The following is a 23,779-nucleotide window of genomic DNA, read 5'->3' on the forward strand; positions in this document are numbered from 1 at the left end:
CCAGTTCGGAGCCCAGATCCGGGCAGTGGTGAAGGAGACCCTCGCCGAGCTCGGCGTCGACTCCGGACGCATCGTCGTGGAGGACAAGGGCGCCCTCGACTGCACCCTGCGCGCGCGGGTCCAGGCCGCCTGCCTGCGCGCCTCCGGCGACGCGATCGACTGGAGCGTGCTGTGAGCGAGACGACCCACGCGGGCGACCCGGCGCGTCACGGACCTCACCCCGACGCCCTGGCCCGCGCCCGCCACCCCCACCGGATGCCGCACCGCAGCATGCTGTTCCTGCCCGGCTCCAACGCGGCGATGCTGTCGACGGCGTACATCTACGGCGCCGACGCCGTCATGTTCGACCTCGAGGACGGAGTCGCCCTGCGCGAGAAGGACAGCGCTCGACTGCTCGTCATGCACACCCTGCGCAGCGGCCTGTACGCCGGTGTGGAGACGGTGGTGCGCATCAATCCCCTCGACACCCCGTTCGGGCGCGCCGATCTCGAAGCGGCCGTGCGGGCCGGCGCCGACGTCATCCGCCTGCCCAAGACCGAGACGGCCCAGGACATCGTCGATCTCGAGGCCGCCGTGGAGAGCATCGAACGCGACTGCGGCCGGGAGGTCGGCTCGACCAGGCTCATGGCCGCCGTGGAGTCGGCCGCCGGCGTGGTCAACGCCGTCGCGATCGCCTCCTCCAGCCCGCGGCTGACCTCCATCGCGCTGGCCGGATTCGACTACGTCATCGACATGCGCACCACCCGCGGCGACGGCTCCGAACTCTTCTACGCCCGGTGCGCGGTGCTCCACGCCGCCCGCGTCGCGCGCATCGCCGCCTACGACGTGGTGTTCTCCGACGTCGAGGACGAGGAGGGGTTCCTCGCCGAGGTCGACGTCATCAAGCGGCTCGGGTTCGACGGCAAGTCGCTGATCAACCCCCGCCAGATCGACCTGCTGCACAACGCCTACGCCCCCACCCAGGACGAACTCGACCGCGCGCGACTGGTGGTCGAGGCCGCCGAGCACGCCGCGGCCGAAGGTCTGGGCGTGGTCTCCCTCGGCGGAAAGATGATCGACGCCCCGATCATCGAGGCCGCCCGCCGCACCATCTCCTACGCCGCCGCGTCGGGCGTGCGGCTCGAGACGACAGGAACGACGTCGTGAACACCGGCTCCTCCTCGGGTCCCCAGGACAGCGGCGGCACCACCCGCCTGGCCGACGCCCTGCCCGCGGGTCACGCGGCGCTCGGCGGTCACGCGCTCTACTCCGACTGGGCCGCGGCCACCCCGCACCTGCGCGACCACGGCACCAAGCGGTCCCGCAAACTCGTCGACACCCTCGAGCAGGCGATCGCCCGGTCGGGATTGGAGGACGGCGGCACGATCAGCTTCCACCACCACTTCCGCGAGGGCGACGCGTGCGTGCTGCACGTCGTGCGCACGCTCGCCCGGATGGGGTACCGCCACCTGACCCTGGCGGGCAGCTCGCTCAACAAGTGCCACGCCGGGCTCGTCGAGCACATCCGCACCGGGGTGATCCGGCACATCTACACCTCGGGCATGCGGGGCGAGCTGGCCGCGGAGATCTCCCACGGCCTCATGGACGAGCCGATCGACATCCACAGCCACGGCGGTCGGGTCGCGCTCATCCAGTCCGGGGAGCTGCACATCGACGTCGCGTTCCTCGGCGTGCCCTCCTGCGACGCGATGGGCAACGCGAGCGGCACCAGCGGGCGGGGCCGGTGCGGCTCGCTGGGCTACGCCAAGGTCGACGCCCGCTACGCCGACACCGTCGTCCTGCTCACCGAGCAACTCGTGGACTACCCCCACCTGCCCGCGAGCATCGGCCAGGACCAGGTCGACATGATCGTGGCCGTCGACACCGTCGGAGACCCGGGCAAGATCAGCATCGGCGCCGCGCGCATCACCAGCAACCCGCGCGAGCTGCTCATCGCCCGCCACGCCGCCGACGTCATCGAGCACTCCGGGTACTTCCGCGACGGGTTCTCCCTGCAGACCGGGTCGGGCGCCAGCTCCACCGCCGCCACCCGGTTTCTCGAGCCCCGGCTGCGACGCCGCGGCATCACGGCCGGATTCGCCCTCGGCGGCATCACGGCCGGCATCGTCGACCTCCACGCCAAGGGGCTCGTCGAGAAGCTGATGGACGTCCAGAGCTTCGACGTCGTCGCCGGCCGCTCACTCGCCGAGAACCCTTGCCACACAGAGATCTCCGCCGACCAGTACGCGAGCCCGCTGGGCAAGGGCGCGGCCGTCGACGAGCTCGACGTCGTCATCCTCTCGGCACTCGAGGTCGACCTGAACTTCGACGTCAACGTCGTCACCGGATCGGACGGTCTGATGATGGGCGCCTCCGGCGGGCACTGCGACACCGCCGCCGGCGCCAACCTCGCGATCGTCGTCGCGCCGCTGATCCGCGGCCGGATCCCCACGGTCGTGCCGCGCGTGACGACGCTGGTCACGCCGGGAGAGAACGTGGGCGTCCTCGTCACCGACCACGGGATCGCGGTCAACCCGGCCCGCCCCGACGTCGCCGCGCGGCTGACCTCGGCCGGGCTGCCGGTCTGCAGCATCGAGGAGCTGTACGAGCGGGCGACGGCGATCACCGGCGTCCCCGCGCCCATCGAGTTCGGCGAGCGCGTCGTCGGCCGCATCCGGTACCGCGACACGAGCGTCATCGACGTCGTGCGTGAGGTCGCGAGGTCTCGATGACCACCGCCGTGACCCTGCAGGAGGTGCTGACCGCCCGCGAGCGTCGCGCGATGCGGCAGGCCGATCTCGCCCGGGAGTACGGCCCGGCCGCGCCCGGCGGGTCGGCCGATCGTGCGGTGGTGAGCGTGACCCTGGTGGTGCCCGGCCCCGACAAGAACCCGCCGTGGGCCCCCGCGGTGTTCGCCGCGGCCATGCGGCAGGTGGCGGACTCCCTGGCAGGCGCGAGGATCCTCCACACCGAGACCCACGAGTGTGCGAGCGGCCCCCACGGGTACGCCGTCGTCGAAGGACCGGGGCCGCGCGAGGTCAAACGGAGCCTGGTGCGCGGCGAGGAATCCCACCGCTGGGGGCGGCTGTTCGACCTCGACGTCGTCGTCGACGGCGTGCCTCTGCAGCGCTCGGACGTCGATGCCGCACCGCGCCGCTGCCTCGTCTGCGACGGACCGGCGTCCCCCTGCGCCCGGTCGCGGGCCCACGACCTGCCGACGGTGCTGGCCGCGATCGAGGAGCTGCTGTGCTCATGACACCCCCGCCGTTGCCGTCCACGGCTTCGGACGCCGACCTCGAACGCCTCGCCCGGCTCGCCGACTCGGCGCTGCGCATCGAGGCGCGACTCACCCCCAAGCCCGGCCTCGTCGACGCCCGCAACGCCGGCGCCCACGGCGACATGGACCTGCACACCCTGTACGTGAGCGCGCAGGCCCTCGCGCCCTGGTGGGTCACGTTCGCCACCTGCGGGTCGCTGCACGTCGACGCCCACGACGCGGAGCTGCTCACCGCGCTGCGCCGGATCGGGCGGGCGGCGGAGGACGCGATGTTCACCGCCACCGGCGGGATCAACACGCACAAGGGCGCGGTGTTCGCGTTCGGTCTCCTGCTCGGGTGTGCCGGTAGGAGACTGGGCTCAGGTCGAGGTGTCGACGTCGGCGTGTGCGACGACGTGGCCGCCCTGGCCACCCCGCTGCTCGTGGACGACCTCGTCACCAGTGCACGCGAACCGGTCACCGCCGGTGAACTCCTGTACCGGGCACACGGATTGACGGGGGCCCGCGGCCAGGCCGCTTCGGGGTACGCCACCGCGCGGGACGTCGGTCTCGTCGCGTACCGGGAGGCCCTGGAACTCCTCGCCGCCCAACCGCATCTCGCGCTCGGCCCGATGGCGCGCGACCGCGCCCTGCTGCACGCGCTCCTCGCGCTGCTCGCGGTGAACAACGACACCAACCTGGCCCACCGCGGAGGTCCGGAGGCGATGACCCGCGTCGCCGCCCGCGCCGACGGCCTGCTGCGCCTCGGCGGCGCGCTCAACCCCCACTACGTGCGCCTCATCGAGGCCTTCGACGACGAACTCACCGACGCCGGCCTCTCCCCCGGCGGCACCGCCGACCTCCTGGCCGTCACCATCTGGCTCTCGGCCCTGCCGCCGGCCTCGCACCTCCATCACTGAGCAGATCCGCTCGCCCACCGACGATTCGCCGAGACCGCCGCCTATTTCCGGCGGTTTCGGCGTTTTCGGGTCGGCGGGGATCAGGCCAGGCCGCGGGAGCGCAGGAGGAGCCACCAGCGGGCGGCGGTGTCGGGGTCGGTGAGGTCCAGGCCCGTCTGTTGCGCCGCGACGTCGAGGCGGTGGCGCAGCGTGTTGCGGTGGACGCCCAACTCCTGCGCCGCCGGTTCCAGCCGGCCCTGATGTCGCAGGTAGGCGACGACGGCGCCGGTGAGGTCGGCGCGGCGGTAGGCCAGGAGGCGGGCGAGGGCCTCGTGGTCGGGGCCCGGGTCGTGCAGTTCGGGAGTGATCTCGAACGCGCCGCCCGGGAGGCGGTCGACCCGCGCCTGCAGCGCAGGCAGCGCCGCGGCGACATCGTCGGGGCGCAGAGGGGAGGACGCGACGACCCGCCACCTCGGGTCGGTCGCCGGCTCGGTGAACGCGTCGGCCGCGACGATCGCGAGCAGCCGTCCCGGTGCGTACACGCAGGCGGCGACCGCCTCCGGCAGATGCGCGGCGAGGGTCGCGGCGTCGACGGTGGGAGGGGTCCGCGTCCGATCCACCAGGGCCGCCACGACCATCCGCACACACGGCGGCAGGTCGACACCCAGGTCGCGCGACAGCGACCGGGCCGCCACCACGTGCCCGCGCAGCAGCAGCCACGCGAGCCCGGACCGCGCCACCCGGTCGGCGTGGGCGCGGCCGACGTCCTCGCCGTGATGGAGTTCGAGCAACGCGGCCGCCGTCAGTGCCAGGCCCCGCAGCGACGGCGCGAACGGCCGGGCACTCGCCGTCGCCAGGTAGGCCACCGGGTGGCCGTGACGCGCGATCGGGTGCAGGACCACGTCGAGATCCCCCACCGGAAAGGTCGCCGAACTCGGACCCGCCGCGTACAGGTGGTGGACCTCGGCGGCGGCCTGCCCGGCCGGCTCGGCCGCGGCGGCGGGCCACACCGTGTCGACCGTCCCGTCGACGGCCACGGAGGCCGCCCATCCCCCGACCGCCCGCGCGAGCACACGGATGATGTCGGTCGCCGCCGACCCTCCGGCCGCGGCCCGGACGAGGGCGTGATGAGCACCGAGGGCGGCGGACAGATGCTCGGTGTCCTGCCGGGAGAGCTGACGCCAGAACTCCCGGGACAGGAGGAGGAACGGCGTCTCCTCGGGAACGAGGAACAGCGGGAGTTCGGCAGTCGCGCAGGCACGCACGAGCGCCGGCGGGCAGGTCTCGTAGACCGGTCCGAGCCCGAAGCCGAGGCCGGCCACCTCGCGGTCGACGAGCCGCGCGACGTACGCCTCCACCGGGACCCGCGTGCCCACCAGGTGCATCCCCGTCGTGAGCAACAGCTCACCACCGGCGAGGAAGGGTGGGATCCGGCAGCTCACTCACGTGCACGCCGGTGACGACCTGACGCAGCGAACCGGGCGTGATCGGGCGCAGGTCCGCACCGAGCGCGGTCACGAGCGTCTCCAGGGTGATCATGCGTGTCCCTCTCGTCCCGCGTGCGGGGGTCGACCCCCGACGACGCGGCCATCATTGTGCATCTCGACGACGACGGCGCCGAAGTTGCCGAGATCGACGATGCGCGTGCGGATACCCGCGCCCTAGCGTGTCGTCCACGGCGGGGCCGGCCTGGCCCCCTCCCCCACGGCGACGTCGCCCTGTGCAGGCGTCGCCCGTTCCCCCGCGAAGGAGTCCGACGTGGTGCCCACGACGACCGACGAGCCCACCACGAGCGCCCGACCCGCCGACGAGGGTGGGACACCCGCGCCGCGGCTGAGTCAGGAGCGCATCCTGCGCACCGAGGTGCCCGGCCCGCGCTCACGCGAGCTGCACGCCCGCCGGGTCGCCAACGTCCCCACCGGATTCGGCATCGTGCTGCCCGCGTTCATCGAGCGCGCCGAGGGCGGGATCCTCCTCGACGTCGACGGCAACCAGCTCGTCGACCTCGCGAGCGGCATCGCCGTGACGTCGGTGGGCGCGAGTCACCCGGCGGTCGTCGCGGCCGTCAAGGCCCAGGCCGACGCGTTCACCCACACCTGCTTCATGGTCACCGAGTACGACGCCTTCGTCGAGGTCGCCGCCCGCCTCAACGCCATCGCGCCCGGCAGCCACGACAAGCGCACCGCGCTGTTCACCACCGGCGCCGAGGCGATCGAGAACGCCGTGAAGATCTCGCGGTCCTACACCGGCCGCACCGAGGTCGTCGTGTTCGACCACGCCTACCACGGCCGCACGCTGTTCACGCTGGGGATGACGGCCAAGGAGGCTCCGTACAAGTCGGGCTTCGCGCCCTTCCCCGACCACATCCACCGCGCCCCGTACGCCTACCCGCTGCACTGGCGGACCGGCCCGGAGAACTGCGTCGCCGAGGCGCTCGCCGCGTTCGAGGAGCTGCTGGAGCGTGTGGGGCCCGAGCGCGTCGCCGCAGCGGTCATCGAGCCGATCCAGGGTGAGGGCGGGTTCATCGTCCCGCCGGAGGGCTTTCTGGCGGGCATCCGCGAGATCACCGCCCGTCACGGCATCGTCATGGTCGCCGACGAGATCCAGGCCGGCCTCGCCCGGACGGGCACGATGCTCGCCGTCGACCACGAGGGCATCGTCCCCGACCTCGTCTGCACCGCAAAGGCCCTCGCGGGCGGGATGCCGCTGTCGGCGGTCACCGGTCGCGCGGAGATCATGGAGGCCGTCGGCGCGGGCGGCCTCGGCGGCACCTACGCCGGCAACCCCCTGTCGTGCGCCGCGGCGGTCGCCGTCCTCGACCTGCTGACCTCCGACCCCTCCTGGCTGACCAAGGCCCGCCGGATCGAAGAGCTCATCCGCCGCGAACTCGAACCCCTCGTCGAGCAGACCGGCATCGTCGCCGAGGTGCGCGGCCGCGGCGCGATGATGGCGGTCGAGATCTGCCACCCCGGCACGAACGAACCGGACGCGCCGACGACCAAGGAGATCGCCACCGCCTGCCACGAGGCCGGAGTCGTCGCCCTGACCTGCGGCACCCACGGCAACGTCCTGCGCCTGCTGCCTCCGCTCGTCATCGAGGAGGACCTGCTCCTCGACGCGCTCGAGGTGCTCACGGCCGCCATCCGGAAGGCCGCGGCGTGAGCGTGACGCCGGCCGTCGACGCCGGTCACGACCCCCGCACCGGGGAGCGACGCGCGGGCCTCGCGCACACGACCCCGGACGAGCTCGCCGCGATCCTCGATCGGGCCGTCCAGGCCGCTCCCGTGGTGGCGGGCACCGCGCCGGCCACCCGGGCCGCCTGGCTCGACGCCGTGGCCGACGGGCTGGAGGCGCACGCCGACGAGCTCGTCGCCATCGCCGACGCCGAGACCGCCCTCGGATCACCGCGCCTGCCGGGCGAACTCGCCAAGGCCGCCGCCCAGGCGCGGTTCTACGGATCCGTCGCTGCGGAGGGGTCGTTCGTCGACGCGCGGATCGACACCGCGGGCGGCCCCGCCGGGGTGGATCTGCGCCGGGCACGCCGCCCGGTGGGTCCGGTGGCCGTGTTCGGAGCGAGCAACTTTCCCTTCGGGTTCGGTGTCGCCGGACACGACACGTGTTCCGCTCTGGCGGCGGGGTGCCCGGTCGTGGTCAAGGCGCACCCGGCGCACCCGGAGTTGTCCGGACGACTGGCGCAGGTCGTCGCCGACGCGTTGACGTCGGCCGGGGCGCCGGAGGGGGCGTTCGCGCTCGTCGTCGGATTCGACTCGGGCCTGGCGCTCGTCGACGCCGACCAGGTCGCGGCCGTCGGATTCACCGGCTCGCAGACCGGCGGGATGGCGCTCGTCGAACGCGCCGCGGCGCGCCCGCGGCCCATCCCCGTCTACGCCGAGATGGGCACCGTCAACCCGGCCGTCGTCACCCGCGCGGGGGCGGCCGGCCGCGCGGAGGACATCGCCTGCGGCTTCGTGGAGTCCTTCACCCTCGGAGCCGGGCAGTTCTGCACCAAACCCGGGCTCCTGCTCGTCCCCGCCGGGAGCGAGATCGGCGCTCGGGTGGCCGACCTCGTCGCCGAACGCGACGGGGCGCACGCCCTCACCCAGGGGATCGCCGCGGCGTACGCGACAGGGCGAAGTGACCTCGAGGCCGCCGGCGCCCGGGTGCTCGCCGACGGTCGTACACCGGGAGCCGGGAACGCCGTGCAGGCGGTCCTCGCCCAGGTCGACGCCAAGGCGCTGACACCCGGATCTCGCCTGCTCGAGGAGTGCTTCGGACCGCTCGCCCTCGTCGTGGAGTACGCGAGCGACGACCAGCGCGACCAGCTGCTCACCACCCTGCAGCCGAGCCTGGCCGCCGCGGTGGCCTCCGGTGGGGAGGGTGACACCGAGGTGGCATGCGTCGTCGAGCTGTTGTCCCACCAGGTCGGACGTGTCGTCGTGGACGGCTGGCCCACCGGTGTCGCCGGCACGTGGGCCCAGCATCACGGCGGTCCGTGGCCCGCGACGAGCCGGCCGGACGCGACGAGTGTCGGCGCCGCGGCTCTCGACCGGTTCACCCGGCCGGTGGCCTACCAGGACGTGCCGGCGAGTGCCCTGCCGCCCGAGCTCACCGATGACAACCCGTGGGGCCTGCCGCGACGGATGGACGGGCGGCTGCAGCAGTCCGGCGACAGCGACAGCGACGGCGGCGGCGGATCTCGAGGCGGCGCAGCATGAGTCGCCCACTCGAGGGTGTGCTCGTCGCCGACTTCAGCCGGGTCCTGGCCGGGCCGCTCGCGACGATGACGCTGGCCGACCTCGGCGCGACGGTCGTCAAGATCGAGCGTCCGGGCGCCGGTGACGACACGCGCGCGTGGGGTCCGCCGTGGACCGAGGCAGGCGTCGCGACGTACTTCGAGAGCGTCAACCGGAGCAAGCGGTCACTGACCCTCGACCTCGCCGATGCCGACGACCTGCCGCTCGCCCAGGAGCTCGCGCGCCGGGCGGACGTCGTCGTCGAGAACTTCCGCCCCGGTGCCCTCGCGCGCTACGGACTCGACTACGACTCCGTGACCGCGACCAACCCTGGTGCGATCTACGCGTCGGTGTCCGGATTCGGTTCCGGCACAGGGGCGGACCTGCCCGGCTACGACTTCGTCGTCCAGGCCGTCGGCGGGCTCATGAGCATGACCGGGGCCCCGGGGGCGAGCCGACCAAGGTCGGGGTGGCCCTCGTCGACGTCCTCACCGGCAAGGACGCGACGATCGGCATCCTCGCCGCGCTCGCCGAGCGCGAGCGCACCGGGCTCGGCTGCCACGTCGAGGTCGACCTGCTCTCCAGCCTGCTCGGCTCGCTCGTCAATCAGGCGTCGGGATACCTCGGGGCGGGGCGGGTTCCGGGTCAGATGGGCAACCGGCATCCCTCGATCGCGCCGTACGAGACCCTCTCCTGCCGCGACGGGCTCATCGCCCTGGCCTGCGGCAACGACGGCCAGTTCCGCAAGCTCGCCACCGTTCTCGGGGAGCCGGGCCTCGCGGAGGACCCGCGGTTCGCGACGAACGCCGCCCGCGTGGGTCATCGCGAGGAGCTGGTCACCGCTCTCGAGGGCAGGCTGTCGGTCGCCGACGTCGCCGACTGGCAGGCGCGTCTCACGGCCGCGGGGGTTCCGGCCGGCCCCGTCAACGACCTCGCGGGGGCGTTCGACCTCGCCGAGCGGCTCGGACTCGCCCCGACCCACGACCTCGGCCCCGGCGTCTCACCGCAGGTGCGCCACGCCGTCACCTACAGCCGCCCGCTGGTCACCGCCCCCGCCCCACCACCCCGCCTCGGCGAGCACACCGACTCCCTCCGCGAGTGGTTGTCCGACCCCTCGCACTCCTCACGCCCAGCCCCATGAACCACCTCGACTCGAGAAGAGAACGGACCATGAGCCACAAGCAGGCCCCCAAGCACCGCAACCCGCTCGACCTCGCCGACATCGACGACGCCCTCTCCTCGGAGGAGAAAGCCATCCGCTCCTCCGTGCGGAGTCTGCTCGCCGACCAGGTCGACCCCTACATCGGTGAGTGGTTCGAGAAGGGTGAGCTGCCGAACGTGCGCGAACTGGCGCGCAGCTTCGGCGAGATGGGCCTTCTCGGGATGCACCTGGAGGGCTACGGGTGCGCCGGCATGAGCGCCGTCGACTACGGCCTGGCCTGCCTCGAGCTGGAGGCCAGCGACTCCGGCATCCGCTCGCTCGTCTCCGTCCAGGGGTCGCTGGCGATGTTCGGCATCTGGCGGTGGGGCTCGGAGGAGCACAAGCAGCAGTGGCTGCCGGCGATGGCCGCCGGCGAGGCCATCGGCTGCTTCGGCCTCACCGAACCCGACCACGGCTCCGACCCCGGCAACATGCGGACCTTCGCCAAGAAGGACGGCACCGACTGGGTCCTCAACGGCCGCAAGATGTGGATCACGAACTCCCCCATCGCCGACGTCGCGGTCGTCTGGGCCCAGACCGAAGAGGGAGCCGAGAGCGGCAGCAACGGGATTCGCGGCTTCTGCGTCCCGACGGACACCCCCGGGTTCTCAGCCCCGGAGATCCACCACAAGGGTTCGCTGCGGGCATCGATCACCGGCGAGATCGTCCTCGACGACGTGCGACTCCCGGCCGACGCGGCGTTCCCCGAGGTCCGCGGCCTCAAGGGACCGCTGTCCTGCCTCAACGAGGCCCGCTACGGCATCCTGTGGGGCTCGATGGGCGCCGCCCGCACCGCCTACAGCACGGCCCTGGACTACGCCGGCCAACGCGAACAGTTCGGCCGCCCGATCTCCGGGTTCCAGCTCACCCAGGCCAAACTCGCGAACATGGTCGTCGAGATCTCCCTCGGCACCCTCCTCGCGCTCCACCTCGGCCGACGCAAGGACGCCGTGGGCCTGCGCCCCGAGCAGGTCAGCATCGGCAAGCTCAACAACGTCACCAAGGCGATCGAGATCTGCCGCAGCGCCCGGACGATCCTGGGCGGCAACGGGATCTCCTACGAGTTCCCCATCATGCGGCACATGACCAACCTCGAGTCGGTGCTCACCTACGAGGGCACCCCCGAGATGCACACGCTCATGATCGGCCAGGCCGTCACAGGTCAGGCCGCCTTCCGCTGAGCCCACCCCTTCTGCGGCGACGCCGCATCCTCCACCTGCGCGGTCCGCAAGGGCGCGCCCCGCGACAAGGAACCCCATGACCAGATCACACGAGAAGATGGACCGAGTCCTCGGCCGGTGGGACGTCCTCGCCGTCGCCTTCGGCGCCATGATCGGCTTCGGCTGGATCGTCCTCACCGGCGACTTCCTCAACAACGCCGGCACCCTCGGGGCCGCGCTCGCGTTCGTCGCCGGCGGCACGGTCGTCGCCTTCGTCGCGTTCACCTACGCCGAGCTCGTGGCGGCCCTGCCGCACGTGGGGGCGAACACAGTTACGTACTGCGAGCTATGGGTTCACGTGCGTCGTTCTTCTGTTCGTGGACGCTGGTGCTCGGGTACGTCTCCGTGGTCGCGTTCGAGGCCGTCGCCCTGCCCCAGACGCTGCTCTACATCTTTCCCGACATGCTGGTGGGCAAGCTGTGGACGGTCGCCGGGTACGACGTCTACGGCTCGTGGGTGGCCGTGGGTGTCATCGCCGCCATCGTCATGACGCTCCTCAACGTGATCGGGGTGCGTCCGGCCGCGGTGTTCCAGACGGTCGCGGTCCTCTTCCTCGCGAGCGTCGGTGTGTTCCTCGTCGCCGGCTCGTTCATCGGTGGGTCGGTCGAGAACATGCAGCCCCTGTTCAACGGCGGCATGACGGGCTTCATCGGGGTGCTCGTGGCCACCCCGTTCCTCTTCGTCGGTTTCGACGTCATCCCGCAGTCCGCCGAGGAGATCCACCTGCCGTACAAGAAGATCGGGCAGGCGCTCATCGTCTCGGTGTTCCTCGCGATCAGCTGGTACGTGATGATCATGCTGACGACGAGCTCGTCGATGCACGCCGTCGACCTCGCGAACAGCGATCTCGCCGTCGCCGACGGCATGACCGCGATGTTCGGACACCCTGCCTGGGGCACGTTCCTCGTGCTCGGTGGCGTCGCCGGCATCCTCACCTCGTGGAACGGGTTCCTCATCGGCGCGAGCCGGTTGATCTACGCCCTCGCCCGCTCGGGCATGCTGCCCGCGTGGTTCGGGGTGCTGCACCCCAAGTACCGCACGCCGGCCAACGCCGTCATCTTCATCGGTGCGTTGTCCATCGTGGCGCCGTTCTTCGGCCGCAAGACCCTCGTGTGGCTGGTGGACGCGGGCGGCCTGTCGATCGTCGTCGCGTGGCTGCTCGTCGGCATCGCGTTCGTCCTGCTGCGCAAGCGTGAGCCGGACATGGAGCGCCCGTTCCGCACCCCGGGAGGGGTGGTCACCGGTGGCATCGCGGTGGTGCTGTCCGCCGCCATGGCCGTGCTCTTCCTGCCAGGGATGCCCGCCGCACTGACGCCGCCCGAGTGGGTCATCGTCGGCCTCTGGGGCGTGTTCGGAATCGTCCTGATGCTCCGCATCCCCAGCGTGTCAGGTGGCCCCGACGCCGAGCAGCGACTCCTCGCGGCCACCCACCCCGCCTGGGGTGAGGAGGGCGCGCACCAGCCCCCGGCCGAGATCTTCCGCCACGACCACACGGCGGGCGAGGGCCGCCCTCAGCCCGAGGAACGAGCGGGGCGCTGAGATTCAGGCGGGCGAGAACGCCGGGTCTCCGGCATCGAAGAACAACACCGACAACATCGACCGCATGCTCGGCACCGCCCACCTGGGCAGATGCCCGAAGCGAGCTGGTCGATGTCGTCGGTGTTGTTCTTCACCCGCGCCCATCACCGCTGGGGTACGCCCAGACGGGGCGCACGGTGTCGCGGCTGTCTCACCAGTGCATCGGGTCGGTGTTCGCACCGCACAGGACGACGGCGACGCGGCCCCGCGGCCGGTGGACGCCGCTGGTCAGGGCGGCCAGGGCCGTGGCCGCCCCGTGCTCGACGACGATCCGGTACTCCTCCCACAGCCACCGTCGGGCCTGCCTGATCGCGTCGTCCTCCACCAGCACCGACTCGACGCCGGTGCGCGTCGCCACGTCGTAGGCGATCTCGCCGACCCGTCGGGCGCCGAGGGAGTCGGCGGCGATGCCCGAGACCTCCACGTCGACCGGGCCGCCGCCGGCCAGGGCCGTGTGCAGCGTCGGGATCGTGCGGGGCTCGACGGCCACCACCCGCGCGACCCCCTCCACCGCCGCGGCGACACCCGCCATGAGGCCACCGCCACCCACGGCGACGACGACCTCATCGACCTGATCGACCTGATCGACCTCGTCGACCTCCTCTGTGTCACCGAGGATCTCCAGCCCGATCGTGCCGGCGCCGGCGACGATCTCGGGCTGGTCGTAGGCGTGGCAGAACACGGCACCGCTCGCTTCGGCCAGCTCGAGCGCAGCCTCGTAGGCGAGCGCGTACTCGCGGCCGTGCAGGACGACCTGCGCCCCGAGCGCCCGCAACTTCTCGACCTTGACGATCGGCGCGGTCTCGGGGACGACGACCGTGGCCGGCACCCCCAGCGCCCGGGCGGCGAACGCGTTGGCGAGTCCGGCGTTGCCACCCGAGGCCACGACGATGCCCACCCGCGGATCCAACGTGCCGTCCGCCGCCGCGCCCAGGACGCGGTTGAACGCACCGCGCGCCTTGAAACTGCCTGTGTGCTGGAGGTATTCGAGCTTGAACACGACCTGGCCGCCCAGGGCGTCGCCGACATCGAGCATCGGCGTCCGACGGACCCGCCCGGCGATGCGGTCGCGGGCGGTGTCGATGTCGTCGCGGGTGATCATCGGGGCTCTCCTGATCCGTCGCGGCGCGTGGACGACCGGTGCACCGGCCGGCGGATGGCGGCGAGTTCGAGGAGCAGCGCAGCGCCCAGCTCCCCGGCGTCGAGTCGGCCCATCTCCTCCTGCAAGCGTGCCGCAGCCGCCCGCTGGGGTGAATCGCCGAGCACCCGCCACACCGCGTCGCGCACCCGCTGCGGGGACGGGCGGTGCGTCGCGAGCCGGATCCCCGCGCCGCTGTACGCGATCCGCGCACCGATGTCCGCCTTCTCCTCGGTCGTGCCCGCCTGCACGACGGGAACGCCGTGCGACAGGGCGAGCGTCACGCCGGTGTATCCCCCGTTCGTCACGAACACGTCGACGTGGGGCAGCAGCGCGTCGTAGGGGACGAAGCGTTCGATGAGCACGTTGTCCGGCACGCGGCCGTCCAGGGCGCGCACGACGTCGTCGCTCGTCGCCCGCCCGGAGGTCACCAGCACCGTGACGTCGAGATCGGCCAGACCACGCACCGCGGGGACGACGAGTTCGCCCATGTCACCGCGGATGGTCCCCTGGCCCACGAGCACCAGCGGACGGGAGCCCTCCGCCGTCACCGCATCCCACCACTCCGGTGGCCGCCATTGCGGACTCGGCGCCGGCCGCAGCGCCCCCACCCAGTGCACCTGCTCCGGCAGATGCGCGCGCGGGTACTCGAACCCCGCCGTCGCACCGTGCAGATGCAGGTACGGGGAGAGGTTGGCCTCCAGCACCGACCCGCCGCCGCCGCCGAGCCCGGCCGCGTGCCGCACCGACCGCAACCGCCGTTCGGCGCGCCCGAAGACGACGCGGCGCGAGATCGTGCCGACGACGAGATTGCGCAGCACCCACGGCCATCCGGTGATGCGCGGCAGGCCCGACCCGAAGGGCGGGGTGTCGCGGTCGGGGAAGTGCAGGGGTCCGTCGCCGAAGCTCGCCCACGGGATGCCGGTGGCCTCGGCGGCGAGCCCCGCACCGTAGGCCAGGGAGTCGGTGAGCAGGACGTCGACGCCCTCCGCCTCGATGACGGCCCGCAGATCGGCGAGCCGGGTGGGCGCGGCGCCGACGAACGACTCCTCGAAGGCGCGGCGCACGTCACGCAGCCGGTCCATCTGCTCGGGCTCGGCCACGGCCCGCGAGGGGGCGTGCGGCGTGGCGCCGGAGCGTTCGATGTGGGCGTGGAAGGCGCGGTCGGCGTACCAGTGCACGCGATGCCCCTGCGCCACGAGCCGGGTGACGAAGGGGGTGGCGTTGTAGGTGTGGGCGGGGACGGAGACCGTCGCGACGAGCACGGTCCGGGGCGGCGCCATCACCCTCCTGAGGTCTGATGCGGGACGTCCCGCCACGCTATCGCCCGGCGGCGCACGTAGCCTGACGAGGTACCCCTGGCACCCGACGGACGTGAGTGGATGACCGAGAACGACCCTGACGACGCCCGCGTCGGCGACCTCGCCCGCGCCGAGGTCGCCGACGACACCGATGCCGAGGTCGTCGCCGAACTCAGCGATGTCCACCGGTCTTTCGGCGACCACGAGGTGCTGCGCGGCGTCGATCTGCGGGTGCGCGCCGGTGAGTCCGTGGGCCTGCTGGGGCCCAACGGCGCAGGCAAGTCGACGATGCTGTCGATCCTCACCGGCCTGCGGCGTCCGGACTCAGGCACGGCGTCGTTGTTCGGCGGCTCCCCGACGGACCCGGCCATGCGCGCGGGCCTGGGCGTGACACCGCAGGCCACGGCCCTTCCGTCGGCGCTGCGGGTGCGCGAGGTCGTCGCGCTCGTGGCCGGGCACTACCCCGACCCGATCCCGACGCCCGAGATCCTCGACCGGTTCGGACTCGCTGCCAAGACCGACGCCCAGTGCGGTGGCCTGTCCGGCGGGCAGCAGCGGCGCCTGTTGGTGGCACTCGCGCTCGTCGGGCGTCCGCGCCTCGCGGTGCTCGACGAACCCACGACGGGCCTGGATCTCGACGCCCGCGACGCGCTCTGGGCCGCCCTGTCCCGGTTCCACGCCGAGGGCGGCGCACTGCTCGTGACCAGCCACTACCTGGAGGACGTCGAGCGGCTGGCCGGGCGGGTCGTCGTCCTGGACGAGGGACGGGTGGTGACGCAGGGCTCGCTGGCCGAGGTGCGCTCCACGGCGTCGATGTCGACGGTGCGCTGCCGCACCGACGCCGCTACCGAACGCCTCTGCGCGTTGGCGGGAGTCGTCGAAGTGCGGGACGAATCGGCGCACGGGACCGTGCGGATCGACACCCGCGACGCCGACGCCACCGTCACCGACCTCGTCCGCTCACAGGTCGAGTTCACCGACCTCGACGTGCGACCCGCCTCCCTGGAGGACGCGCTGCGAGCCATCACCGGAGCCGCCTCGTGAGCGCCCCCACGCGACCGCCCACACCCGCCCGGACCTCCGCGCTCCGGCTGGTGCTCGCCCACGCCCGCGCCCAGGCGTTGGAGGTCGTGCGCAATCCCCTGTCGCTGGTCACGAACACGATGTACCCGACGCTCGCCTTCTGCTTCTTCGTGCTGCCGCAGTCGCGCATCGTCACCGACCCGACCCAATCCGTGATCGCCACAGGACAACTCGCGATCTTCGGTGTGCTGACCTCACTCGTGTTCGGCTACGGCATCGCCGCCGCGCAGGACCGCGCCGACCCCTGGACCACCTACGTGCGCACCCTGCCCGCCGGGGCGATCGCCACGACCGCCGCCCGATTCGTCGTCGCGTTCACGGCGGTGGCCGTGAGTCTGATCCCCCTGATGCTCGCGTCGGTGTGGTTCACCGCCACCCCCGCGGCGTTCGGCGACGGAGGTCTGCCCTGGTGGCGGGCGCTGGCCGGAGCACTGATCGTCCTCGCCTCCGGGGTGCCGTTCCTCGCCATGGCCGTGGCCATCGGCTACTCGACGACCCCGCGCTCTGCGCTGGCGTTGGCGCAGTTGGTCACGTTTCCCCTGGCGTTCGCGGGAGGACTCATGTTTCCCCCGACATGTTTCCCGCCTGGGCCGACGTGCTCTCTCTCGCGACCCCGACCCGAGCCGCGCGCGACCTGGCGATCGGGGTGCTCCTCGACGCCCCCATCCCGCCCTCGACCCTGCCGGTCTTCATCGGCTGGTCGGTGCTGCTGACCGTCGTGGCCGTCCGCGCCAACCGCCGCGACGAGGGACGCCGCTTCCGCTGATCGCCCGGCACCCATCCGATCTCGCACCGCCTCGCACCGGGGGTCCTGGTCGAGCGCGGTCAGCGGAGCAGGGCATCGGCGGCGACGGACACTCCGTCGGTGCGCAACTCCGCCGCCGTGGCGAGCGCGCGAGCGCGCATCCGGGGTGCCTCGGGACCGGTCAGGGTCCGCAGAAGCCCGGCCAGGCGGCGGGTCGTCAATCGGGCGCGGGGGACGGGGCGCGGGCCGAGACCCAGCTCGGCGACCCGACGTCCCCAATACCCCTGGTCACCCAGGTGCGGGACGACCGCGCTGGGCACACCCGCCCGCACCGCCGTCGACATCGTCCCGGCACCACCGTGGTGCACGACCGCGGCCATCTCGCCGAACACGAGATCGTGCGGCGCCTCACCCAGCACGAGGACGTCGTCACCGAGGTGCGACGCCGGGTGAGCGCCGGGCGAGGGTTGCGTCACGAGGCGGACTCCGGCGAGGCGGGCGGCGCGGACGAACTTCTCGAGATCCGCGTCGGGATCGGCGACCGGGCAGGTGCCGAAGCCGACGTAGACCGGCGCTGGGCCGGCCGCGAGGAACGCCTCCAGCCGACCGGACCAGTCCTGCTGCCCCGCAGCCGTCCCCGGCTCCGGGACCGCACCGCCTCGGGACTCCTCCACGTGCAGGCGGGCCGAGCGGGTCCAGAACCCCGTCTGCCGGACCCCGGTGGGCCAGGACGACGAGGGCGGGACCAGCGCGGGGTCGGCGGCGAGAAGAATGCGCAGACCCAGGGCCTCGGCGGCGATGAGGTCACCCCGCCCGGCACCGTTCCGATGGCGCATCAGCCGCCCGGCGCGACCCGACATCTCGACACTCATCAGCCATCCCACGGACGACGTCAGCCGCGTCGCGCGGCCCGGCACCCGGACGCCTGCGAGGCCCGCGGCCATGACCGTGCCGGCAGGGTCGTCGCTGGGGAGCACGGGCGCGAACAGGGCCAGCACCACCGGGTGGCGCGGGGCCAGTGCCACGGCGACGCCGGCCGTCGCCAGGCCCGCGACCACGGTGTCACCGGGTCTGACCGCACGCTCTACGGCCTCGACGACCTGTGCAGCGGCACGACGCATCCGGGTCGTCATGCCGAGGAACATCAGTCCGGGCTGGGCGAGCATCAACCGCCGGGTCGTGGAGTCGGGATGCCACATCGCCTCGGCGACGTCGGCATCGACCGGGACGTGAACGGCGCCGGCGGCCCCGACGAGCCCCGCGTAGTCGCGCAGCGCGACGACCGTGACCTCCGCTCCGCGCGAACGACATTCGCCCGCAAGCGCGAGCAGCGGTGCGAGATCGCCCCGCGACCCGATCCCGAGGAGGACCAGACCCACCCGGTCAGCCGCGCAGCCGCACCGACAGGCAGGTGACGCAGCCCTCGAGCTTCTCGAACTCGGAGATGTCGACGGTCACGACGTCCAGGCCGCGACCGCGCAACTCCTCCTCGGTCTGCGGCGCCGAGGAGGCCATCAGCACGGTGTCGCCCCCGAGCAGCACGACGTGCGAGCCGGTCTCCTCGGGCACGGCCTCGAACGACTCACCCCAGGTGAGCGGCGCGTCGACCACCGGCGGATAGCCGATGATCGTCCCGTCCGGCAGCGCGGTCACCGCCGACTTGAGGTGCAGCACCGAGGCCAACGGCACACCGACGACCTCGACGTCGAACGGACGGAGGAGCTCGGTCAACTGCGCCAGACCCTCGGCGTTGGTGCGGCCGCCCTGCCCCACCCACACGGTGCCGTCGAACTTGAGGACGTCACCACCGTCGAGCGTCGCCGGCTCGGTGACCTCCTCGACCCGGTAGCCGTGCTCCTCGAGCACCTCGCGCAACCCCGCGGTCTCACCGCGACGTTCGGGCGCACCGGACCTGGTGAGGACAGCCAGATCGCCGTAGACGAACACCGGATCCTCGAGGAAGACCCCGTCCGGGTGATCGTCGGCCGGCGGGACCTCGACCGTCTCCCAGCCTGCGGCGTTCAGGGCGGCGACGTACCCCTCCCACTGCTCCAGGGCGAGGTCGACATCGACGGCCGACCTGCCGATATGAGTGACGAGCCCGTCTGCCAGACGAGGACTCGGACGACGTACCAGGGCGAGGCGACGATCCATGCCCCCAAGCCTGCCACAGGGCGGGTGCCCGCACCCGCCATCGGTCCGGCTTCCGCCGCCGAGGCCTCACCGGACCCACGCCGACCTCAGGTCGCGTGCGCAGATCCCGATGGGCAGTCGAGGATCGGGGCGACGACGGAGGCAGCACGGCATGACGCAACTCGTGATCGTCGTCGTGTCGGTCGTGATGCTCATCGTCTTGTTCCGGATGTTCGCCGACTCGGGGGACGGTGACGGCGGGCAGGAGTCGGCCGAGCCGGCCCCGCTGCTCCCGGGCACACCCGACCCGTCGCGACGTCCCGGCCCACCGCTGCGAGCCCGCAGCGAGGACTCCGCCCCGCAGGCCCCGCTGCCGCGCCCCACAGGCCCACGGTCGCTGCCCCCGCCTCACGACCCGGCCGGACCCGGTTGTTCGGGCTGGGCGAGATCGACGGCGCGGGCGTTCCGCACACCGGCCCCTACGCGGTCGTCGGCTACCAGACGACCGGATTCACGCCCGTGCGCGACCGGATCGTGTCGCTGGCCGTGCTGCACACCGACGCCGAGGGCCGCGTGCAGGGCCGCTACGCCACCCACCTCGCGCCGGGTCAGGCGAGCATCCCCGCACATCTGGAGTCGGAGGCCGGGCAGATCCTCCAGGCGCCCTCGTTCGCGCGATCCGCGCCCCACCTGCTCAAACTGCTCGAGGGCAGGGTCGTCGTCACCCATCACGCGGAGTTCCTCGAGCAGTTCCTCGACGCCCAGCTCATGGAGGCGGGAATTCTCGCCGCGAGCCTGCCCGCGCTGTGCACGTTCCAGATCGGGCGGACGACCTTCCCCACCCGCAACCATCGCCTTTCGACCTTGGCCCGGCACGTCGAGTCCCCGGTCGTCACCGGCCGCAGCGCGCTGGAGGACGCCTACGCCACGGCCGCCGTGCTGCCGGGAATCCTGCTGCGGCACGGCGATCGGCTGGTCTATCCGTGCGAGGCCGCCGGGACCCCCGCCGCGGTCGTGCTGCAGTCGGCCGGGCGTCCGCCCGCCGCCGACGCCCCCGGCCTCGACCCGTGGCTCGCCCGCCTGTTCGCGCACTCCTCCGGCCTCGCCCGCGAGCTCAACGACACCCGCGTCGCCCGGTTCGTCGACATCCTCGTGCCGATGCTGCTGCAGGGACGCATCGTCGTCGACGAGGTCCGCGAGCTCACCAAACTCATGGTCGCCGCCGGGTACAGCGCCGGTGAACTCCGCCAGATCCAGGAGCGCCTCCTCGAGACCCTGCGACGAGCCGCGTTCGAGCACAAGCGGATCAGTGCGAGGGGCCTGCATCACCTGCGCGCCACCGCGACCTCGGTGGGCGTGCCCACCTACTTCGACGACCTCATTCCCGAGAAGCCGCCACCCGCGCCCGCGCCGGGGTCGGGATCGTTCTCACGCCCCGTGCGCAAACCGCTGCCGCCCGCCCCGCCCGCGCACCTCCCCCGCTGTGGCCACTGCCTGGAGATCGGCCACTACACCTCCCAATGCCCCCGCCGAGAACGGGGCCCGGTCCGGGCGATCTCCCCGATCTGACGCGCGACGCGCCCGGCGTCCGGCTCCGGCGTCCCCATCCCACCGGGTGCACCCGGTTCACCCGTCCTGCACACGATGCTGCGGCCGTGCTCCCCCGATGGCAGGAGCACAGCCGCAGTTTCACGTCACCCGTCGCCGAGGGAGCGGCGGACGGCGGTCTCGACGTCTTCGGGGCTCGGGGAGATGAGGACGGCCGCGATGTGGGCGTCGGGTCGGAGCACCCAGACCTCCTCCGGAGCGGCGTCCAGCGCGACGGCCAGATCGGCGAATCCCGGTGCCGCCAGAGAGTGCACCCCGACCGGCGCCGCGACGGCCCTGCCCAGCCGCTCGGCGAGCTCCGCCGGGTCGTGAGTCTGCGCCCCGACCAGCACCGTCACCCCGAGCCGCGCCAGCTCGCGGCTACGCCCGACGTTCAACCCCTCCACCGAGACGGGGACGTCCGGCACGAGCACTCCGGGCGACGGTTCCGGAGCCTCACCCTTGGGCGGGCGGCCGGCGAACCCCCGACGCCCGCTCGGCGTCGTCAGGGGTGAGTCGACGTACCAGAACGGTTCGGCGAGGCGGCCGGAGTCGACCCGCGCCCGCGCCGCGTCGTGCACGCGGGCCTCCTCGAGGATCTCGCGCCGCTCGACCCACTCCTGCTCGTTCTGCGGCACGAGGAAGCGCATCGTCGCCGAGGTGACCTCGAGGTTCTCCACCGCCGCGGCGTGCCGCTCGACGTGGTAGCTCTCCAGCAGCGACTCCGGCGCCCAGCCGTGCCAGACGAACGCCAGCTTCCACGCGGCGTTCTCGGCATCGGGCACCCCCGAGTTGAGCCCCCGGGCTCCGAAGGGGGCGACGAGGTGCGCGGCGTCGCCCGCGACCAGCACCCGCCCGAGCTGCATCCGATCGACCTGGCGGGCGTGGAAGCGGTACTGGCTCTTCCACACAATCTCGTAGTCGCGGTCGCCGATCACCGACCGGATGCGCGCGTCCAGCGCCCCGCTCGCCTCCTCGTCGGCGATGTCGTACTCCGGCGGCACCTGCCAGTCGATGCGGAACGTGGAGTCCGGACACGGGTGGATGAGCACCTGCCGGCCCGGGTTCCACTCGGGGTCGAAGTAGAAGCGGCGCTCCTGCCCCCAGCCGGGCATGTCGGTGCGTATGTCGCAGATGAGGAACTGATCGCTGAAGGTCTTGCCCTCGAAACTCAGGCCGAGTTCGGCGCGCAGGGTGTCGCTGCGTGCACCGGAGCACACCAGGGCGAAGGAGCCGTCGACCTGCACGAACCGGTCGCTGCCGGCGACGTCGGTCTGGATGTCGACCGCGCACCGCAACCGCACCCCCGAGGCGTCCTGCTCCACCCCGACGACCCGGTGCCCCCACCGCACGTCGATGTGTGGCTGCTCGGCGATGCGCTCGTCGAGGATCTGCTCGGTGCGGGTCTGGGAGATGTTGACGAACGGCGGGAACGGGGAACGCCCCTTGTCGACGAAGCCCTGACAGAACAGTTCGGAGTCGCGGTAGAGCGTGCGGGCGCGGGTCCACGTGAGGCCCTCCCGCGCGATCTGCTCACCGGCACCCACCGCCGTCCAGATGTCGAGGACGTCGCGCTGCTGGCACAGCGCCTTGGACCCGACCGCGTCGCGCTGGGGGCGGGCGTCGAGGAGGACGACCGGAACCCCCACCCGGCCAGCAGGAGCGCGGCGGTCTGCCCGACCGGCCCGTTGCCGACGACGATCACCGGGTCGGAGAAGCCTGCCGATCCGCCGACCGAGGTCATGCCGACGCCGTTGTCGGTCATGGTGTCAGTCATGTCCTGTGCCCTCTCGTCTCGACCGGTCAACCCTGCAGCTGGTCCCAGACCTCGCGGTCCCGCTCGGCGGTCCACACGCGCGGCCAGTCGAGTCCGTCCAGCTCGTCCCACACGCGCTGCACGTCGAAGGGCAGGCAGTGCTCGAAGATCGGCCAGTGCCCGTACGTGGGCGCGAGCGCGGCGTGCGTCGCCTCGAACGCCTCCTTGAGGGTGCCGCCGGCCGAGTGGACCGCGCCGACCTCGCTCAGCATGACGGCGATGAAGTCGCGGGTCTGTTCGATGGCGGCGTCGACCTGGTCGCGGCCGCGGGTCACGCCGCCCCGACCGCCGATGAGCTGCTCGGCCCCGAAGGCCTTGACGGCGTCGAGCGTCGCGCCCGACCAGTCGCGGTGGAACGCGTCCCCGGTGTAGAGGGCGGCCTCGGCCTCGACGAGGTCGCCGGCGAAGAGGATCTTGGGCCCTCGACCCAGGCGACGATGTCGCCGGCCGTGTGGCCGCGGCCGCAGTAGGAGAGCACGAGCTCGCCGCGATCCCCGCCGAGGTCGATGCGGTACTCGTCGGCGAACACCTCGGTGGGGTGGGTGAGTCCGGGGATCGTCTCGGGATGCTTGAACAGCCTCGGCATGCGGCCGTACTCGCTGTCCCAGTCCTCCTGCCCGCGCTCGTCGATGAGCTTCTTCGTGTTCTCGTGGGCGACGATGATCTCCGCGTCGTACGCGGCGGCGCCGAGCACCCGCACCGCGTGGTAGTGCGACAGGATCAGGTACTTGACCGGCTTGTCGGTGTGTTCGCGCAGCTCGGCGAGCCACTCCTGGGCGGCCGCGGGGGTCGCGAGCGCCTCGAAGCACACGAGGAAGTCCTCGCCCTCGATCGCGCCGATGTTGGGGTCGCCCTCGGCGGTGAGGGCGTACACGCCGTCGGCGAGCACCTCGAGGGTGCGCCTCTTCTCACCGAGGTCGGCCGAGGAGGCGAAGGGCTTCGACATGGCATCTCCTGGAGTTCTGCGAGTTCTGCGAGTCCTGCGTGCGCTTCTGGCTGAGTCCGGCCGGCGTTCGGCGTGAGTTCCGCGCGGGCCGGTCAGGCCCAGGCCGACGAAAGGGGTTCGATTATCGAAACGATCGTTCTATACTGCGACAACGCTAGGGGCGA

The 23,779-nt window shown here is 72.5% G+C and carries 22 protein-coding genes and 1 pseudogene; 13 read left to right on the forward strand and 10 right to left on the reverse strand.

What is annotated here, in order from left to right:
• Window positions 1-16 precede the first annotated feature (16 nt).
• From QQK49_RS15350 to QQK49_RS15370, 5 genes are read left to right on the forward strand one after another with little or no spacing between them, the layout of a single operon-like run.
• Complete coding sequence (locus tag QQK49_RS15350; protein WP_284305923.1) at window positions 17-175, forward strand: hypothetical protein; 159 nt, start codon at window positions 17-19, stop codon at window positions 173-175.
• Complete coding sequence (locus QQK49_RS15355) at window positions 172-1,146, forward strand: aldolase/citrate lyase family protein (RefSeq protein WP_284304689.1); 975 nt, start codon at window positions 172-174, stop codon at window positions 1,144-1,146. The genes QQK49_RS15350 and QQK49_RS15355 overlap by 4 nt, the downstream gene beginning before the upstream one ends.
• Window positions 1,143-2,711: a citrate lyase subunit alpha gene (citF, locus tag QQK49_RS15360; RefSeq protein ID WP_284304690.1), complete on the forward strand. Its 1,569-nt coding sequence runs from the start codon at window positions 1,143-1,145 to the stop codon at window positions 2,709-2,711. Before QQK49_RS15355 ends, citF begins: the two co-directional genes overlap by 4 nt.
• Window positions 2,708-3,235: a citrate lyase holo-[acyl-carrier protein] synthase gene (gene citX, locus QQK49_RS15365; protein ID WP_284304691.1), complete on the forward strand. Its 528-nt coding sequence runs from the start codon at window positions 2,708-2,710 to the stop codon at window positions 3,233-3,235. Before citF ends, citX begins: the two co-directional genes overlap by 4 nt.
• Complete coding sequence (locus QQK49_RS15370) at window positions 3,232-4,155, forward strand: triphosphoribosyl-dephospho-CoA synthase (protein ID WP_284305924.1); 924 nt, start codon at window positions 3,232-3,234, stop codon at window positions 4,153-4,155. The genes citX and QQK49_RS15370 overlap by 4 nt, the downstream gene beginning before the upstream one ends.
• Before the next feature lie 80 nt (window positions 4,156-4,235).
• Here QQK49_RS15370 and QQK49_RS15375 read toward each other — a convergent pair whose 3' ends face one another.
• Complete coding sequence (locus QQK49_RS15375; RefSeq protein ID WP_284304692.1) at window positions 4,236-5,576, reverse strand: PucR family transcriptional regulator; 1,341 nt, start codon at window positions 5,574-5,576, stop codon at window positions 4,236-4,238.
• On the reverse strand, window positions 5,539-5,673 hold the full coding sequence (locus tag QQK49_RS15380; protein ID WP_284304693.1) for a hypothetical protein: 135 nt from the start codon (window positions 5,671-5,673) through the stop codon (window positions 5,539-5,541). The genes QQK49_RS15375 and QQK49_RS15380 overlap by 38 nt, the downstream gene beginning before the upstream one ends.
• A 219-nt stretch (window positions 5,674-5,892) precedes the next feature.
• Here QQK49_RS15380 and gabT point away from each other — a divergent pair, with 219 nt between their 5' ends.
• From gabT to QQK49_RS15400, 4 genes and pseudogenes are all read left to right on the forward strand, one after another.
• On the forward strand, window positions 5,893-7,296 hold the full coding sequence (gene gabT, locus QQK49_RS15385; RefSeq protein ID WP_348536207.1) for a 4-aminobutyrate--2-oxoglutarate transaminase: 1,404 nt from the start codon (window positions 5,893-5,895) through the stop codon (window positions 7,294-7,296).
• Window positions 7,293-8,849, forward strand: a complete 1,557-nt coding sequence (locus QQK49_RS15390; protein ID WP_284304694.1) for an aldehyde dehydrogenase family protein — start codon at window positions 7,293-7,295, stop codon at window positions 8,847-8,849. The genes gabT and QQK49_RS15390 overlap by 4 nt, the downstream gene beginning before the upstream one ends.
• Window positions 8,850-8,914: 65 nt before the next feature.
• Window positions 8,915-10,008: pseudogene (locus QQK49_RS15395) on the forward strand (CaiB/BaiF CoA transferase family protein).
• 29 nt (window positions 10,009-10,037) lie between these two features.
• Entirely contained in the window at window positions 10,038-11,249 is a 1,212-nt protein-coding gene (locus QQK49_RS15400) for an acyl-CoA dehydrogenase family protein (RefSeq protein WP_284304695.1), read from the forward strand.
• 85 nt (window positions 11,250-11,334) lie between these two features.
• Here QQK49_RS15400 and QQK49_RS22890 read toward each other — a convergent pair whose 3' ends face one another.
• Entirely contained in the window at window positions 11,335-11,544 is a 210-nt protein-coding gene (locus QQK49_RS22890) for a hypothetical protein (RefSeq protein WP_348536208.1), read from the reverse strand.
• Between the two features lie 32 nt (window positions 11,545-11,576).
• On the opposite strand from QQK49_RS22890, the gene QQK49_RS15405 reads away from it, so the two are divergent.
• On the forward strand, window positions 11,577-12,827 hold the full coding sequence (locus QQK49_RS15405; RefSeq protein WP_348536209.1) for an APC family permease: 1,251 nt from the start codon (window positions 11,577-11,579) through the stop codon (window positions 12,825-12,827).
• Window positions 12,828-13,017: 190 nt separating this feature from the next.
• On the opposite strand, the gene QQK49_RS15410 is transcribed toward QQK49_RS15405, so the two are convergent.
• On the reverse strand, window positions 13,018-13,968 hold the full coding sequence (locus QQK49_RS15410; RefSeq protein WP_284304696.1) for a threonine/serine dehydratase: 951 nt from the start codon (window positions 13,966-13,968) through the stop codon (window positions 13,018-13,020).
• Complete coding sequence (locus QQK49_RS15415; protein ID WP_284304697.1) at window positions 13,965-15,287, reverse strand: glycosyltransferase; 1,323 nt, start codon at window positions 15,285-15,287, stop codon at window positions 13,965-13,967. Before QQK49_RS15415 ends, QQK49_RS15410 begins: the two co-directional genes overlap by 4 nt.
• 99 nt (window positions 15,288-15,386) lie before the next feature.
• Between QQK49_RS15415 and QQK49_RS15420 the strand changes: the two genes are divergently transcribed.
• On the forward strand, window positions 15,387-16,349 hold the full coding sequence (locus QQK49_RS15420) for an ABC transporter ATP-binding protein (RefSeq protein WP_284304698.1): 963 nt from the start codon (window positions 15,387-15,389) through the stop codon (window positions 16,347-16,349).
• Complete coding sequence (locus QQK49_RS15425; protein WP_284304699.1) at window positions 16,346-17,101, forward strand: ABC transporter permease; 756 nt, start codon at window positions 16,346-16,348, stop codon at window positions 17,099-17,101. The genes QQK49_RS15420 and QQK49_RS15425 overlap by 4 nt, the downstream gene beginning before the upstream one ends.
• A 112-nt stretch (window positions 17,102-17,213) precedes the next feature.
• On the opposite strand, the gene QQK49_RS15430 is transcribed toward QQK49_RS15425, so the two are convergent.
• A complete protein-coding gene (locus tag QQK49_RS15430) occupies window positions 17,214-18,512 on the reverse strand; it encodes a glycosyltransferase (RefSeq protein ID WP_284304700.1) in 1,299 nt (432 codons plus the stop codon).
• Window positions 18,513-18,516: 4 nt separating this feature from the next.
• Window positions 18,517-19,287 carry a dimethylargininase gene (gene ddaH / locus QQK49_RS15435; protein ID WP_284304701.1) on the reverse strand — a complete coding sequence of 257 codons (771 nt, stop codon included), beginning with the start codon at window positions 19,285-19,287 and terminating at the stop codon, window positions 18,517-18,519.
• 408 nt (window positions 19,288-19,695) lie between these two features.
• Between ddaH and QQK49_RS15440 the strand changes: the two genes are divergently transcribed.
• Complete coding sequence (locus QQK49_RS15440) at window positions 19,696-20,835, forward strand: exonuclease domain-containing protein (protein WP_284304702.1); 1,140 nt, start codon at window positions 19,696-19,698, stop codon at window positions 20,833-20,835.
• A gap of 125 nt (window positions 20,836-20,960) precedes the next feature.
• On the opposite strand, the gene QQK49_RS15445 is transcribed toward QQK49_RS15440, so the two are convergent.
• From QQK49_RS15445 to QQK49_RS15455, 3 genes are all read right to left on the reverse strand, one after another.
• The gene (locus QQK49_RS15445) at window positions 20,961-22,502 is read right to left on the reverse strand and encodes an FAD-dependent monooxygenase (protein ID WP_284304703.1); all 1,542 of its coding nucleotides are present in this window, start codon (window positions 22,500-22,502) and stop codon (window positions 20,961-20,963) included.
• A gap of 154 nt (window positions 22,503-22,656) precedes the next feature.
• Window positions 22,657-22,944, reverse strand: coding sequence for a hypothetical protein (locus QQK49_RS15450; protein ID WP_284304704.1), 288 nt, complete (start codon window positions 22,942-22,944; stop codon window positions 22,657-22,659).
• Window positions 22,941-23,615 carry an MBL fold metallo-hydrolase gene (locus QQK49_RS15455; protein WP_284304705.1) on the reverse strand — a complete coding sequence of 225 codons (675 nt, stop codon included), beginning with the start codon at window positions 23,613-23,615 and terminating at the stop codon, window positions 22,941-22,943. Before QQK49_RS15455 ends, QQK49_RS15450 begins: the two co-directional genes overlap by 4 nt.
• Between the last annotated feature and the right edge of the window lie 164 nt (window positions 23,616-23,779).

It is taken from the genome of Mobilicoccus caccae (assembly GCF_030161635.1).
GTDB classification, from domain to species: domain Bacteria; phylum Actinomycetota; class Actinomycetes; order Actinomycetales; family Dermatophilaceae; genus Mobilicoccus; species Mobilicoccus caccae.

Excerpts from the sequence above, each read along its gene's own strand:
- citX (WP_284304691.1), top strand. The coding sequence starts at position 2,708 with ATGACCACCGCCGTGACCCTGCAGGAGGTGCTGACCGCCCGCGAGCGT.
- QQK49_RS15370 (WP_284305924.1), top strand. The coding sequence starts at position 3,232 with ATGACACCCCCGCCGTTGCCGTCCACGGCTTCGGACGCCGACCTCGAA.
- QQK49_RS15410 (WP_284304696.1), bottom strand. The coding sequence starts at position 13,968 with ATGATCACCCGCGACGACATCGACACCGCCCGCGACCGCATCGCCGGG.
- QQK49_RS15455 (WP_284304705.1), bottom strand. The coding sequence starts at position 23,615 with ATGTCGAAGCCCTTCGCCTCCTCGGCCGACCTCGGTGAGAAGAGGCGC.
- QQK49_RS15380 (WP_284304693.1), bottom strand. The coding sequence starts at position 5,673 with ATGATCACCCTGGAGACGCTCGTGACCGCGCTCGGTGCGGACCTGCGC.
- ddaH (WP_284304701.1), bottom strand. The coding sequence starts at position 19,287 with ATGGATCGTCGCCTCGCCCTGGTACGTCGTCCGAGTCCTCGTCTGGCA.
- QQK49_RS15420 (WP_284304698.1), top strand. The coding sequence starts at position 15,387 with ATGACCGAGAACGACCCTGACGACGCCCGCGTCGGCGACCTCGCCCGC.
- QQK49_RS15405 (WP_348536209.1), top strand. The coding sequence starts at position 11,577 with ATGGGTTCACGTGCGTCGTTCTTCTGTTCGTGGACGCTGGTGCTCGGG.
- QQK49_RS15400 (WP_284304695.1), top strand. The coding sequence starts at position 10,038 with ATGAGCCACAAGCAGGCCCCCAAGCACCGCAACCCGCTCGACCTCGCC.
- QQK49_RS15415 (WP_284304697.1), bottom strand. The coding sequence starts at position 15,287 with ATGGCGCCGCCCCGGACCGTGCTCGTCGCGACGGTCTCCGTCCCCGCC.